Annotated in this window: 17 protein-coding genes and 1 tRNA gene; 10 read left to right on the top strand and 8 right to left on the bottom strand. The window is 64.4% G+C overall.

The annotated features are described in order from the left end of the window. Nucleotides 1–81 precede the first annotated feature (81 nt). The 5 genes from QNI14_RS10875 (at nt 82) to QNI14_RS10855 (ending at nt 2,216) form a co-directional block, all read left to right on the top strand. The gene (locus QNI14_RS10875; RefSeq protein ID WP_283716604.1) at nt 82–756 is read left to right on the top strand and encodes a fasciclin domain-containing protein; all 675 of its coding nucleotides are present in this window, start codon (nt 82–84) and stop codon (nt 754–756) included. 125 nt (nt 757–881) lie between these two features. Continuing rightward, nucleotides 882–1,088: a glycine zipper domain-containing protein gene (locus QNI14_RS10870; protein ID WP_283716603.1), complete on the top strand. Its 207-nt coding sequence runs from the start codon at nt 882–884 to the stop codon at nt 1,086–1,088. Nucleotides 1,089–1,131: 43 nt separating this feature from the next. Next, nucleotides 1,132–1,204, top strand: a tRNA-Lys gene (locus tag QNI14_RS10865). A 218-nt stretch (nt 1,205–1,422) separates the two neighbouring features. Continuing rightward, complete coding sequence (locus QNI14_RS10860; protein ID WP_283716602.1) at nt 1,423–1,737, top strand: PadR family transcriptional regulator; 315 nt, start codon at nt 1,423–1,425, stop codon at nt 1,735–1,737. Beyond that, a complete protein-coding gene (locus QNI14_RS10855) occupies nt 1,734–2,216 on the top strand; it encodes a hypothetical protein (RefSeq protein ID WP_283716601.1) in 483 nt (160 codons plus the stop codon). Before QNI14_RS10860 ends, QNI14_RS10855 begins: the two co-directional genes overlap by 4 nt. Here QNI14_RS10855 and QNI14_RS10850 read toward each other — a convergent pair. Continuing rightward, the gene (locus QNI14_RS10850; protein ID WP_283716600.1) at nt 2,206–2,337 is read right to left on the bottom strand and encodes a hypothetical protein; all 132 of its coding nucleotides are present in this window, start codon (nt 2,335–2,337) and stop codon (nt 2,206–2,208) included. The genes QNI14_RS10855 and QNI14_RS10850 overlap by 11 nt on opposite strands. Nucleotides 2,338–2,382: 45 nt before the next feature. Continuing rightward, nucleotides 2,383–3,807 (bottom strand): mercury(II) reductase, encoded by a 1,425-nt coding sequence (merA, locus tag QNI14_RS10845; RefSeq protein ID WP_005882720.1) that lies wholly within the window; start codon nt 3,805–3,807, stop codon nt 2,383–2,385. Nucleotides 3,808–3,912: 105 nt separating this feature from the next. Between merA and QNI14_RS10840 the strand changes: the two genes are divergently transcribed. The 4 genes from QNI14_RS10840 to QNI14_RS10825 all read left to right on the top strand — a co-directional run bounded on the left by QNI14_RS10840 (nt 3,913) and on the right by QNI14_RS10825 (nt 7,126). After that, complete coding sequence (locus tag QNI14_RS10840; protein WP_283716599.1) at nt 3,913–4,302, top strand: heavy metal-responsive transcriptional regulator; 390 nt, start codon at nt 3,913–3,915, stop codon at nt 4,300–4,302. Between the two features lie 229 nt (nt 4,303–4,531). Continuing rightward, nucleotides 4,532–5,398, top strand: a complete 867-nt coding sequence (locus tag QNI14_RS10835) for a DUF6414 family protein (RefSeq protein ID WP_283716598.1) — start codon at nt 4,532–4,534, stop codon at nt 5,396–5,398. A gap of 134 nt (nt 5,399–5,532) precedes the next feature. Continuing rightward, nucleotides 5,533–6,144, top strand: a complete 612-nt coding sequence (locus QNI14_RS10830; protein WP_283716597.1) for a hypothetical protein — start codon at nt 5,533–5,535, stop codon at nt 6,142–6,144. A 112-nt stretch (nt 6,145–6,256) separates the two neighbouring features. After that, nucleotides 6,257–7,126, top strand: a complete 870-nt coding sequence (locus tag QNI14_RS10825; protein ID WP_283716596.1) for a hypothetical protein — start codon at nt 6,257–6,259, stop codon at nt 7,124–7,126. Nucleotides 7,127–7,449: 323 nt separating this feature from the next. Here the strand turns inward: QNI14_RS10825 and QNI14_RS10820 are convergent, their stop codons facing one another. From QNI14_RS10820 to QNI14_RS10800, 5 genes are all read right to left on the bottom strand, one after another. Further along, the gene (locus tag QNI14_RS10820) at nt 7,450–8,052 is read right to left on the bottom strand and encodes a cadmium resistance transporter (protein ID WP_016997609.1); all 603 of its coding nucleotides are present in this window, start codon (nt 8,050–8,052) and stop codon (nt 7,450–7,452) included. After that, a complete protein-coding gene (cmtR, locus tag QNI14_RS10815; RefSeq protein WP_006590980.1) occupies nt 8,049–8,408 on the bottom strand; it encodes a Cd(II)/Pb(II)-sensing metalloregulatory transcriptional regulator CmtR in 360 nt (119 codons plus the stop codon). Before cmtR ends, QNI14_RS10820 begins: the two co-directional genes overlap by 4 nt. 135 nt (nt 8,409–8,543) lie before the next feature. Then, complete coding sequence (locus QNI14_RS10810) at nt 8,544–10,934, bottom strand: zeta toxin family protein (protein ID WP_283716595.1); 2,391 nt, start codon at nt 10,932–10,934, stop codon at nt 8,544–8,546. Continuing rightward, a complete protein-coding gene (locus QNI14_RS10805) occupies nt 10,934–11,188 on the bottom strand; it encodes a hypothetical protein (RefSeq protein ID WP_283716594.1) in 255 nt (84 codons plus the stop codon). The genes QNI14_RS10810 and QNI14_RS10805 overlap by 1 nt, the downstream gene beginning before the upstream one ends. 345 nt (nt 11,189–11,533) lie before the next feature. Further along, on the bottom strand, nt 11,534–11,734 hold the full coding sequence (locus QNI14_RS10800) for a hypothetical protein (RefSeq protein WP_283716593.1): 201 nt from the start codon (nt 11,732–11,734) through the stop codon (nt 11,534–11,536). Between QNI14_RS10800 and QNI14_RS10795 the strand changes: the two genes are divergently transcribed. Then, nucleotides 11,733–12,176: a hypothetical protein gene (locus QNI14_RS10795; RefSeq protein WP_147040074.1), complete on the top strand. Its 444-nt coding sequence runs from the start codon at nt 11,733–11,735 to the stop codon at nt 12,174–12,176. The two genes, QNI14_RS10800 and QNI14_RS10795, sit on opposite strands and share 2 nt — an antisense overlap. A gap of 43 nt (nt 12,177–12,219) precedes the next feature. Here QNI14_RS10795 and QNI14_RS10790 read toward each other — a convergent pair whose 3' ends face one another. Further along, nucleotides 12,220–12,498, bottom strand: a complete 279-nt coding sequence (locus QNI14_RS10790) for a helix-turn-helix transcriptional regulator (protein WP_147040076.1) — start codon at nt 12,496–12,498, stop codon at nt 12,220–12,222. Nucleotides 12,499–12,541: the final 43 nt, after the last annotated feature.

Here is a 12,541-nt window from a genome sequence, read left to right as displayed (position 1 = left end):
CTTCTCCCATCCGATTGCGGGGGTGCTCCGAACCCCTGGTATCACCGCCTCGACAGGGCGGTCCGATCACAGGAGGCAATCATGCTCAGCACCAAGAAGAAGACCACCGCAGTTCTCGCCTTGTCCCTGGCTGGAGCCTTCGCGCTCGCCGGCTGCTCGATGGGCGCGGCTGAAGAGCCGAACACCGAGCCCGACGCACCCATGGAGTCGGAGGCGCCCGAGACTGACGAGGGCATGACCGACGACACGATGGACCCCGCCGCCAACCTCGTGGGCGCCGGTTGCGCCGACTACGCCGAGGCTGTGCCGGATGGCGCCGGTTCGGTCGAGGGCATGGCCCAGGACCCGGTTGCGGTCGCGGCATCCAACAACCCGCTCCTCACGACGCTCGTTTCGGCGGTCAGCGGTGAGCTGAACCCCGACGTCAACCTCGTCGACACCCTGAACGGTGACGAGTTCACCGTCTTCGCTCCGGTCGACGACGCGTTCGCGAAGATCCCGGCCGAGACCATCGAGGGTCTCAAGACCGACGCTGACACGCTGTCGGCGATCCTGACGTACCACGTCGTCCCCGGCCAGATCGCGCCTGACGAGATCGCCGGCACGCACACCACCGTCAACAGCGCTGACCTCGAGGTCACCGGCTCGGGCGACGAGCTGATGGTCAACGGCGAGGCCACGGTCATCTGTGGTGGCGTCCAGACCGCCAACGCGACGGTCTACCTCATCGACACGGTGCTCATGCCCCCGATGTAATCCGCGCTCCCCAGCCCAGCGACGCCGTCGAGACTCCTTGTATCTCGGCGGCGTCGCTGCATGTCTGGGGACTTTTCCGTCGTGCGATGGATGCCGCGGTGCGGCGAGCGACGTAGCGTCGAGGCATGGCTGAGGAAGAGAAGGACCAGTCGAACGAGTCGACGGCGTTGACCGGGATCACCTATGGCATCGCGCTGGGCATGCCGATCGGTGGCATGGTCGGCCTCGTGTTCTTCGACAACTTCGCGATGGGCATGATCTTCGGACTGTCGTTCGGGATCATGGTCGGCGTGATCTTCGACTCGACCAGGAACGCGTCGAAGGACGAGTGACGTGCGGATGCCGCGCCTCCGGCGCATTAGGCTGGATCGCTGAGGGCCTCTAGCTCAGTCGGTAGAGCATCGGACTTTTAATCCGCGGGTCGTGGGTTCGAGCCCCACGGGGCCCACCTCTGACACGGTGTCGTAGCTGTGATCCACCCACGCGCACTTTCGCTCGGATGGGGGTCGGTGAGCGGGCATTTCATTGCACGGGCCTTGTGAGACGTCTCCCGTCAGCAGCAGCCGAGCCGTCCCGTTCCGGCACAGTCTGCGCGCCCACCGACCGTCTTCGGGCAAGTGACCTAAACGTATTGACGAGCTTATTTTGTATAGCTAGTTTTAATGCATGGGTCCAATCCAACGAGTCACAGCGCCGACAGTGGATGTGCTCACCGTGCTGCTCGAAGCCGATGAGCCTATGTGGGGTCTCGCGATCGCCAAGCAGTCCGGGAGAACACCCGCGAGCATCTATCCGATCCTCAGCCGGTTGGAAGAGGGCGGGTGGGTTGCGGGGAGCTGGGATGTCGACGAGGAGCGCACCGGTCCGCGCCGCAGACTGTTTCGATTCACCGAGGCCGGCCGCACCGGCGCACGGCATGTCGTGAACGACTACGTCGCGCGCCACGCTCCTGCCCCGCAAGCGCGGGCGAGGTTGGCATGAACGTTGCCGAGCTGATCGTGCGCGCGAGTTCGCTGCTCATCGCCCCCCACTGCCGCGCGACTCTCAACGAGGCGTGGATCGCAGATCTGCACTACGCACGCGATGCCGGGATCACGCCGATGCAGATTGCGGCCGGCGCCTTCCTTACCGCTGTATCTCCGCACAACCTCCGCCGCACGCTGAAAAGCACGACCAACCGAAGGAGCACGTTCATGTCCCCAACGCGCAACACCGCCGCCCTCATCGCTGTGTGGAGCCTGTGGATTTTGGCCGCACTAGCGTTGCTCAACGTGGGAGTCCAAGCGTGGCCAACCCCCGATGGCAGCGGTCCGTACTTTGCATTCGCTGCGGACGCGATGATCCCTCTGGGTCCGGTTCTCGTGGTGGCCGCCGCCATCGGGATCGGCACGGGCGTCGTCGGAATCGGCGTCGACCTGTTCCGCGGAAGCAACTTGCGGCGCACGTCCGTCAACGGCTAACGACGGTGACCGGGCCGCCCTCGACGATCAGCCGCAGCAGCGGGATCGATAGGACGGCGTCAAGGCCGGTCTCTTCGGTGTTGTTGAGTCGTTCGGGCAGTTGCGTCGTGAGCTCCGACATGGCGGTACCTTCTTCATGAGTCGGGTGGAGGCTGTCGGCTGCGGGTCACGCGCAGCAGGACAGCTTGGAGATGTCGGTGGTGAAGGCCTTGGCGGCGATCCGGATGCCTTCGGTCATGGTCAGGTAGGGCGCCCATGCGTCGGCGACCTCGGTGACGGTCTTGCCGAGGATGTGGACACCGGCGGCGGCGAGCTCGCCGGCGTCTTTGGCGACGGCGGTGAGGCCGAGGATCTCGCCGGTCTCAGCGTTGGCGACGATCTTGATGAAGCCGCGGGTGTCGCGGTTGACCAGCGCCCGGGGCACGTAGTCCAGCGGCAGGACGCGGCAGTCGCAGCGGATCCCGGCAGCGAGCACCTGCGCCTCGGTCATCCCGACCGCGCCGATCGCCGGACTGGTGAAGGTCACCCGCGGCAGCCGGCTGTGGTCCACCGACCGCTCAGCGCCAGCGAACGTGTTCTCGGCGACCATGTTGCCGTGGTGGGCGGCGACGTAGACGAACTCGGGGTGCCCGGTCACGTCGCCGGCTGCCCAGATCCGGGGGTTGGAGGACTGCAGTTGGTCGGTGACCACGATCTCGCCCGTGTCGCCGGTCTTCACCTCCACCGCATCGAGGTTCAGCCCATCGGTGACCGGTCGGCGGCCGAGGGCGACGAGGACCTGTTCGGCGTGGAATTCCTGCTCGCCGCCGGAGATGTCAGCGGTGACAACAACCTGGCCCCTGACGTCGTCACGGGCAACGTGGGTCGGGACCGCACGGCGGACCACGCGGATGCCCTCGTCGGCGAAGACCTCCTGCAGCGCCTTGGATACCTCCGGCTCCTCCTTCGACGCCAGCCGGGAACGAACCAGCAGGGTGACCTTCGACCCGAGCCGGGCGAACAGTTGGGCCTGCTCCAAGGCGACGTAGCCGCCGCCGAGCACCAGCAGCGAGTCGGGAACCTTGGTCAACTCCATCGCCGTGGTCGAGGTCAGGTAGCCGGCCTCCTCAAGACCGTCGATCGGTGGGGCCCATGCGCTGGCGCCGGTGGCGACCAGGTAGTGATCAGCGTCGATCGTCTCGACCGCACCGTCAGTCGCGGTGACCTCAAGAACGGGCGCTTCTGGCGTGCCGGCGAACGCAGCGTCGCCGTGGCGGATCTGCCAGCCGTAGGCGTCGGCGACGTCGACGTACTTCTCACCCCGAAGTTCCTCGACGAGGTCCTGCTTGCTGCTGATCAGCGCGGGCATGTCCACGTCGTCCGCTGTGGTGGCGATCCCCGGGAAACGGTTGCCCGCCTCGGCAGCGGTCTGGCGGGCCTCAGCGGCGGCGATGAGCGCCTTCGACGGCACGCAGCCGGTGTTCACGCACGTGCCGCCGAAAGTGCCGCGCTCGATCATCACCACCGACTTGCCGAGCGTGGTCGCGCGGATGGCGGCGGCGAACGCGGCGCCACCCGATCCGATGATCGCAAGGTCGTACCTGGACTGCATCCCGATTCCTCCCCTGAGTCTTGAGAATTGCTCTTGATGCAGCCACAATGGACCTTCCAGTACGGGGGAAGGTCAAGTGCGACCTGTGACACATCGGAGACCCAGATGAGGATCGGCGAACTCGCCGTGGCGGCCGGCACCACCGCCAAGACCCTGCGGTTCTACGAGGAGCAGGGCCTGCTTCCCGCGGCCGAGCGCACCGCGTCGGGATACCGCGACTACGATCCGGAAGCAGCGACTCGGATCGACTTCATCCACCGCGGCCAGGCTGCCGGACTTACCCTCGCGCAGATCAAACAGATCCTCGACATCCGCGATGGAGGCGAGATTCCCTGCGGCCACGTCCGGGACCTCCTAGACGTTCGTCTGAAGGACATTGAGCGCCAGATCTCGGATCTCGTCTCCCTCCGCGACAACGTTGCCGCCCTCCGCGACGCAGCCGCAGAACCCGAACCCGAGACCTGCAACGCCGACGAGGTCTGCAGGTACCTGTAGCCAATCCGAGATGACGCGCGCAGAGGCGGAGCCTCCTGCCGCGACCTTCCTACGTGATCACAACGTTATGGCCAGCAACAGCTAACTGTGACGCCCGCCTGACAAGACGCCCACCTCATGGGACGGTGGCCGTCCGGAGAGGGATCGGCTTGCGAGCCACGTAGCAGAGTGGCCGGTCCACAATGTCTGTTACCGCACCGAGTTGGACCAGGTGAATATCATGACTCACGTGGGTGGATACAAGAAGCCGAAGAGGCAACTACATCGAGACTTCCTCTATCTGGATGATTCAGCAGTGGTAAACGCGCTCAGCGCGATGGAGGCAGGGAAAGTCGACGAGATCATCGAGCAATCGAAGGTAGTAAAGGAGGCCGGGCTCGATGCAAGCCTTGGCTACGGGCCTGCCAAGCTCGCTGCCAAGAAGGGAAAGACAGCCGACGTTACCGCCAACCTCGTCCGCACCCGAACGGCTTTCTCCGCTTTCGATGCGTGGTACCAGTACTTGAGAGCGGAAGACGGCTTGGGAGAACTCACTGCGTGGGACGAAGAAACGCGCAATGAACTCGAGGTCGGTGACACGCTCGAGGTAAAGGCGCGCGTCGAATTCGCGCCTGTTCACAAGGTCTTCGCGATCTTCTTCGCCTACGTGGACAACGCCAATAAGCCTGACTCGTTCGTAACCGTTCAGACCTCGCAACTTGCTGGGATCAAGAAGGTTGCGAGCCAGGCGCGAGGGATGGTCAAGGGCGCGGACGGAGCGACATCGAACCTGGTCTACATCTATCCTCTGGCCGTACGATCACCGCTGCTTGTCGGCGCATTGAGTGACAATCACTTCGTCGGCGACAAGGCCAACATGGACGGTGAGTACAAGGTTGTACTCCAAGTGATTGCCCTTCTGGATCGGGGCGAATCGCTGGCTGCTATTCGCGCACTGAGTGACGCGCCGCGAACAGATGCAGAGATGGCCAAGATCACGGAAGCGCTCGATGGCCTTGCTACGGCCTCAGAGGGCATGGGAGTCACGATCAGCGACGCTGACAAGTCCTTCACCTACCCGACGGTTATGGTGCGCCCGGTCGCCATCTACCGTTGACACGACGCTCGGGTGATCACGCGAGCGGACTTGGACGATGGTTACTGGCTGAATCGGCCCGACTCTCGTTCACGTCGGAGGTGTTGTCCGGTTCGGACCGTGCAGATCAGCCTCGTGCGCCGTAGGCTCCTGCCGTGAGCTTTGGGGCATACGAGGGACTCAGCGATCTCGCCGGCCTACCACGCGAGGTGCAGATTGCAGCGCTCATGGGGTTGATCACCAGCGATGGCGCCGCTCCAGATGAGATCGTCACGATCATCGCTGCCAACCTCAGTGGGCCGGTGACAGATAGCGAGGGTGCGCGCCAGGCCTTCCTCGCTCGGATCGTCCTTCTGCGGCGCAAACCTTGGGCGTACAAGCTGGAACTCCTGGAACTCGTGTGGCCCCATCGCTGGACCAGCATCGCGCCCATCCTCGCGCGCCTTCGGACAGCAGCGGGGCACCGCAACGACATTGCGCATTCGTACACCGACGTTGACATCGGCGGCATGCTAGCCACCGGCAGAGATCTTCGCGAAATCGATCCTTCGGACTATTGGCGAAGAAGCAGCACTCGAAGCGGAGAAGGCATCGCGACGGACCTAGAAGCGTTGGAGTCGGTCCGACGTGAACTCCGTGAACTGACAGACTCCTTGACTCCGCTATATCATCTCGACTCACATCGTTCAGCGCCGATGAACATCGACTGGCATATGCAGCACCCGACGTTTCTAGCGCGCCGATTCACTGAGCAGGTCACTACCTGAGGGCTCGGACGCCTGCGATGGGTCTGCAACGGACTGCCGTCCGTTTGGGCCGCGCTCAACCGACTCTGGGCTAATGACCATGTGATGGCTCCCCGCTCCCTACACTCGAAAGGTGACTGACAGCACGGGACCGAAGCGCAAACGCCCAAAGTCTGAGATAACCCGCGAACTCTTTCTCTATTCGGGCAATCAGTGCGCCTTCCCCGGCTGCAGAAAGCCGCTTCTCAACAAGAAGGGCAGTTACGTCGCGCAGATCGCGCACATCGAAGGAGTTGGCCTGTCAGCCGCACGGCACAACCCGAAGCTCAGTGACGACGATCTCCGTGCCGTGACCAACCTCATGTTGATGTGTCCGAACCACCACGTCGAGATAGACGACACGAAGCGGCTGGCGGAGTTTACCGTCGAAGCCCTACGTGAGATGAAGGCCAATCACGAGGCGAAATTCCGCGAAGCCGTTTCGCAGATGTCGGCCGAGATCGGTGACCTGACCGATCTCGAGCCCGTCTATCCGACAAGCCTCCACGCGCTCGGGATCGCCCCGGAGGACGAGTTTCACGATGAGGAGCTGTCCGCAGTGCGTGGCTTCATCGATGAGCTTGCAAAACTACCGCCCGCTGCCAGGCAGGTGCTCGCTGTCGCGGTCGGTCAGAGCAGGCCCAGCCACGCTTTCGGGCCAAGCGAACTCGAAGTCCATGCGATCGCAGTCGAGAGGTCGGTTGCCAACGTCGATGCGGGCGACTACGGACAGCTCCTCGTGTTGCTTCGGGACCGCGGTTTCATTGACTGGGACGACGACGACACCGCGAACGTGATGCTGTGGCTAAAGGGCACAGCCCGCGGTAACGAGAGCGAACTTGACGTGTTACTCGAGCTGCGGAGTCTGTTCGGAAACGACTCCGTGTCGATTCGACGTGCGCTAGTAGATTTGGACTTCTCGATTCTGGACGAAGCGCCAGTGAAGCCACTCAACCTCGACTGACATCTGGAGCTGCTACAACCCGAGGAGAACTGACCTTCCTGCACGTCACTCTTCGGATACCAACCGGCGCGGTCGGGCTCCCTTAGCGTTCAGTGCCCGGATAAGGATCGCTTTGTGGGACGCCATCGAGCGTGCGCGCTCGTTGATGACTCAGGCAGAATCACGCGCCTCACTGTGGCTTCGTTCGCTTGGTGGCGGGGTTTTTGCAGCGCTCCGTGGCGGTCTTGTTGCCGCGATCACGCAGGACTGGCTGCAGGTAGGTGTCGCGGTCTGAACCGAGAGGGGTGCGCCCGGTCGGGGCCGTTTGGATCGCTGCCGCTACGTCAGAGTCCGAAGGCTCCGCCGCTGACGAGGATCACGATGCCGAGGCCGATGAGAACGATGGGGAAGAGGATGTGCTCCCAGCGTTCGAGCACTTCGGCGATCGGGGGGCGGGTGGCGACGAACTTTGCCAGGGCCACCAGGACCGCGACGAGCGCGAGGAAGACGATGCAGTAGGCGACTACTGCGAGAGGTTCCACGCTGAGGAAGACAGGGGTGTAGACGCCGATGTTGTCGCCGCCGTTGGCAAGGGTGACGCCTGCGACTGTCCACACGCCGACCTTCTTGCCGGCAACCTTGGCCTCGTCGTCATCGTCATCATCGTCTCCGCGCCAGGCCTGCCATGCGGCCCAGAGGCCGAGGCCCAGAGGGATGAGACCGAAGTACGGGATGGCTGCCGAGGGCAGGAATGCTCCGGCACCGATGGTCACCAGGACCGCGGCACCGAGGATGCCGGCGAATCCGAGGTACTGGCCGGCCAGAATGCGGGCGGTAGTGCCGCGCTGGCCTGCCCCTCGCGCGAAGAAGAGGGAGAGCACGATGATGTCGTCGATGTTGGTCGCTGCGAACAGGCCCATCGCCTGCAAGACCGAGGTGAGGATCATGCGCCCTCCCCAGCTGCGTCGCATCCGGGAAGCGAGCAGGCGGGATCGATGCACGGGGCGTCTTCGTCCACTGCCAGGGTGGCATCGACCAGTGCCGTCAGCGCCTGCGCCAGGTGCGAATCGGCGATCTCATATCGGGTCCGACGACCCTCGGGCTCGGAGACGACGATCCCGCAATCGCGCAGGCATGCCAGGTGGTTGGACACGTTCGGGCGTGTCAGGTCCAGATCTCGGGCCAGTTCCGCCGGGTAAGCGGGATGGTCGAGCAGGGTCAAGATGATCCGGGATCGAGTGGGGTCGGCCAGTGCACGACCCAGGCGGTTCATCACGTCGAGACGCGAAGCAATAGTCAGCATGGACTGAACTATACAGCGCGCACTGAACACTCGGTCACAGGCGTCCGCCCAGATCGCATGCCCGTAAGGGGATCCCCTTACGGGCGCCGCCCCGGACGCCGCGATGCCGCGTCAGACGGAGGTCAGACGTACGCGTCAGTAGTGCTTGAGGATGTACGCCCAGGCAGAGTCGAGCGGCTCGCCGGACACAGGCAGCTTGTACTTCTGGAACAGCTGCCGGAGTTGCCGACGGATGCTCTTCTTCGACGCGTCCTTCGATGCCCAGTTCGGGTGCACGGCCTGGCGGACGAGCGCATCGACTTCGGCAACGACCTGTGACACCAAGACGGTCATCCCTTCCGGCCGGTGCTCCTCGAAGATGCGAGTCAGCATTCCGATCTTCGGGTCGGGAAGGTCATCGAGGACCATGCCGTCGTCTTCGGCCTCGGTGGCTTTCAGGTCGGTGGCAACCCCGAAGATCGCGGTGAGGAAGTCGATGGAGTCCTCAGCCGTCGCGATGACCCGCTGTCGGAGCTGATCGAGACGCTCCGCGATCGATGAGTAGCGCAGCGCGTCACCTCCCCCACCTTCCAGTCGCCTGCGGATGCGCGCAGCCAGCGAGTCGAGGATCTCCTGTGCGGACTTGCCCGCATACTCGGTGGGCACTTCGGGAATCTGGCCACGCTCCGACATGACCCGGATGGTGTCCGCATCGGCGATCACGATGGCAACATTCCGGTCGCTCACCCGCACGTTCCGCATGTGCGCGTGGACAAGCTCACGCGTCTTCGGACCAAGCCGCTCCCAGAGCAGGTCATCGTCATCAGATGCTGCCGGGATCGCCGCGTACACCTGCGCGTACCAGCGGTAGTCGTCTGTCCAGTCTTCGAGCGCTGCGTCGGGTGCGATCGTCTCCCACAGCCCCTGCGCCAGAGCGAACTCGGCGCGGAACTCGGCGCGATCCTCCGTATCAGCAGGTACACGTTCCAGCGCGGCCTGCAACGAGTCCATCGACCCGTCACGCTGCACACCGACGAACCGGCGCCGCATCTCCTTCATCGCTCCGCCAAGGGTGACCAGCAGCGCTTCTGTATCGATCTGGCGTTGCGCGTGCTGCGGGTTGCTCGGCGCTATCGCGCGCGCAAACCCGTCACCGAGGCCGACGTAGTCGACGATGGTTCCGTAGGCCTTCACGAACCCCGTATCCGGGTGCCGCCACGGCCGGTTGGTGCGCGTGATCGTCTGGAACAGCGTGTGCAGTTTCATCGGCTTGTCGAGGTACAGGACACCCTCGATGGGCGCGTTGAATCCGGTGCCGAGCTTTGCGGTGACGATGAGGAACTTCAGCGGGTCGTTCACGTCCCGGAACCGGTCCAGGAGCGCTTCCTCCTCAGCGTCGGTGAGCTTGTACGGCTCGTACTCGCTCTTGCCAGTCGCAGAGATCACGACCGCCACCTCATCCGAGCGACCGGCACCTTCGAGGGCGCCACGGAGGGCAGCGTCGTACTCGATGCAGAGCTCCTGATCGGCGACGACGATCTGCGCCTTCATCCCGAGCGGGTCGATCGACTTGTAGAAGTGGTCGACGATGTCCGCGGAGACCGCGGCGATCCGTTCCGGGTTGTGGAAGATCGCACGGGCTGTCGCAACCCGGCGGGCGTACGACTCCTTCTGCGTCTCCGTCAACTCCTCCTCATCCGCGAGGGCATCGAAGGCGGCGTCCAGCTCAGCCTTCGCGATGTCGAACCGCACCGGACGCGGGATCACCCGCATTGGGACGGTCGTGCCGTCGGCGATGGACCTGTCCGAGTCGTACGTCCCAAGCGCCCACCCAGGGTCACGTTCGTCACCGAACAGCTGATACGTGTTCCGGTCAAGGTCAGCGACCGGCGTGCCAGTAAACCCGTACCGGTGCGCGTTCGGGAGCGCGGCCCGCATCGACTCACCGAGGGAGCCTTCCTGCGTGCGGTGCGCCTCGTCGACGAGGAGCACGATGTTGTCCCGGTCGGTGAGGGCGCCGGCGCCGGCGAACTTGTGCACGGTCGTCGCGATGATCCCCCGCTCATTGTTGCGCAGCGCAGACTGCAACGTGAGGCTGTCGCGGCGTGCGGTGGCGAGGGCGACGATCTCGGTGCGGAATCCGGTGTCACGGAAGTTGCGGGCGGTCGCCAGGGTGAGCGAGGGGGTGTGGAAGGTGCCCTCGAGTTGGAGGGAGTGGCGATGCTCTCGTGCGTAGTCAATCGCGTTCTTGACCCACACGGCGGTGGCTTGGGCGAGGATCGGGCCGGCGTCGAAGGGCCGATCGCGGACAAGCTGCGCGTATTCGGGGTGGAAGGCGCGGAGGTTGTCGCCTGAGAGGGGGACGATGCCGGGGTAGTCGCGGGCGATGCGGGAGGTCGCTTGCGATTTACCTGCGCCGGGTTGCCCACCGACGAGGACGATGGTGGGTTCGGCGTCGGGTGCCAGGTTGTCCGGGAAGTAGTAGGGCCGGATGTCCTCGTCGAAGATGCGCTGGAGCTCAGCGGGAGCGAGGGGGTCGCCGAGCATCAGATCGCCTGTGCAGACAGTTCCTGGATGCGCGATTCGATGCGAGCGGCATGGGTGTCGATCGCCTGCCGGTCGTACCCGTCGACGGCGAGGGTGTCGTCCTTCCAGCGGATCATCTCGGCACGGATGCTGGCGGCGTTGTCCGGGTCAGTGGTGGAGCGCGCGGTGTTGACCAGCAGGTGCGTGAGCATGGTGTGCCGCTCCTGCATCTTGTCGTAGGCGACGGTGTCGTTGGTTCGCCATGAGCCGCTCATGTCTGCCTTCCGTCGTGGTCAGGGTCCAGTTTACCGAGGGGGGTGGACAGGCTCAGGGGACTGGCGGAGAGTCAATACTGAGGGGTGCAGTATTGGTCGGTTGCGCGGAGCGTCGACCTTGCGGTGTGCGACCAGATCGACGGCGAGCATCACCAGGATCACGCCCAGGACGGCGAACCACGCCCACAACGGCACTGACATATCAAAGACCTCCACGAATACTCGTGAAGGTCTCATCGGCCTGACGGCCCTGCGCACCGGATCCCGAGGCGGGAACGTATTGACGATGCGGAGCGAGGATTACTCCCCTTCTTGCCCCACCAAACAGGAGAAGTATGCTTCACGTCAAGTCGGCTCGCGAGAAGTTCCCGGAACCACGGTCAAAAGATGGGCGAGGCTGGGGGCGCTTTCGCGGTGTTCTGGCGGGACTACGCTGTCTTCGGGCTGCTCGTCGAGCGGCACGGCGAAGTGGTGGTGGCGGGTGAAGGGTTCGGGGTTCGACGTCGATGCCGGGTTGCGGCGATACCCGTGGGTGTCGAGGGCCATGAACGCGGAGGCCGTTTACGGCACCGTTCTGACCGCTGGGCTGATCTCCGCGTTCTCTCTCTACAACCCGGGACTGCCGGTCCTGATCGCGCGCACCATCGGCACCGTCCTGGTGTTCTGGGGTGCACACGTCTACGCCGAGATCGTCGGCAACCGCGCAATGAGCTGGCGAGAAGCGGTCCGCGAAGGCCTGCAACGCTCCGCCGGACTCCTGTGGGCACTCATCGTCCCGGTCGCCTGCCTGACCGCGGCCGCGCTCCTCGGACTATCGATGGATGCCGCCGTAGACATCTCCTTGTGGGGAGGCGTCGTCACCCTCGCCATATTGGGATGGTGGGCGGCCCGGCAACGCAACGACCCCGCCCTGGTGAAGGTGGTCACCGCCGCCGCGACGGCAGGCATGGGACTCGCGCTGATCGCTCTCAAAGCACTCGTGCACTGACCGCGCCCCGGCATCCGCTGAGCCGAGCGGTAACGCGCGTGTCTTAGTGGATGTCCAGTAACGCGCGGATGAGGTCGCCCACGGTATGCGCGGCGTTCGCAGGATGCCGCAACGGACGGTCCTGGTACAACACATAGTGGTTGCGCCGACCGCGCTTCTCCCGCTCCAGGTATCCGGCGTCCTCGAGATCGTTGAGGATCGTGAGCGCCGAACGCGTGGAGATCCCGACCTCCGCGGCGATATCGCGCACAGTGGCGTCATGGTTAGCCGCGATCGCGAGCAACACGTGCGCGTGATGGGTCAAGAACGTCCACTCCGCCATAGCTCCCATCCTCCCAGGGCTGCGCCTACCGGCATGCCATCCA

Source organism: Microbacterium dauci (assembly GCF_030065535.1).
GTDB classification, from domain to species: domain Bacteria; phylum Actinomycetota; class Actinomycetes; order Actinomycetales; family Microbacteriaceae; genus Microbacterium; species Microbacterium dauci.
This window is presented reverse-complemented; position numbering and strand designations above follow the sequence as displayed.

Coding starts and splice junctions, on each gene's coding strand:
- QNI14_RS10875 (WP_283716604.1), top strand. CDS start 82: ATGCTCAGCACCAAGAAGAAGACCACCGCAGTTCTCGCCTTGTCCCTG.
- QNI14_RS10870 (WP_283716603.1), top strand. CDS start 882: ATGGCTGAGGAAGAGAAGGACCAGTCGAACGAGTCGACGGCGTTGACC.
- QNI14_RS10860 (WP_283716602.1), top strand. CDS start 1,423: ATGGGTCCAATCCAACGAGTCACAGCGCCGACAGTGGATGTGCTCACC.
- QNI14_RS10855 (WP_283716601.1), top strand. CDS start 1,734: ATGAACGTTGCCGAGCTGATCGTGCGCGCGAGTTCGCTGCTCATCGCC.
- QNI14_RS10850 (WP_283716600.1), bottom strand. CDS start 2,337: ATGTCGGAGCTCACGACGCAACTGCCCGAACGACTCAACAACACCGAA.
- merA (WP_005882720.1), bottom strand. CDS start 3,807: ATGCAGTCCAGGTACGACCTTGCGATCATCGGATCGGGTGGCGCCGCG.
- QNI14_RS10840 (WP_283716599.1), top strand. CDS start 3,913: ATGAGGATCGGCGAACTCGCCGTGGCGGCCGGCACCACCGCCAAGACC.
- QNI14_RS10820 (WP_016997609.1), bottom strand. CDS start 8,052: ATGATCCTCACCTCGGTCTTGCAGGCGATGGGCCTGTTCGCAGCGACC.
- cmtR (WP_006590980.1), bottom strand. CDS start 8,408: ATGCTGACTATTGCTTCGCGTCTCGACGTGATGAACCGCCTGGGTCGT.
- QNI14_RS10810 (WP_283716595.1), bottom strand. CDS start 10,934: ATGCTCGGCGACCCCCTCGCTCCCGCTGAGCTCCAGCGCATCTTCGAC.
- QNI14_RS10805 (WP_283716594.1), bottom strand. CDS start 11,188: ATGAGCGGCTCATGGCGAACCAACGACACCGTCGCCTACGACAAGATG.
- QNI14_RS10795 (WP_147040074.1), top strand. CDS start 11,733: ATGAACGCGGAGGCCGTTTACGGCACCGTTCTGACCGCTGGGCTGATC.
- QNI14_RS10800 (WP_283716593.1), bottom strand. CDS start 11,734: ATGGCCCTCGACACCCACGGGTATCGCCGCAACCCGGCATCGACGTCG.
- QNI14_RS10790 (WP_147040076.1), bottom strand. CDS start 12,498: ATGGCGGAGTGGACGTTCTTGACCCATCACGCGCACGTGTTGCTCGCG.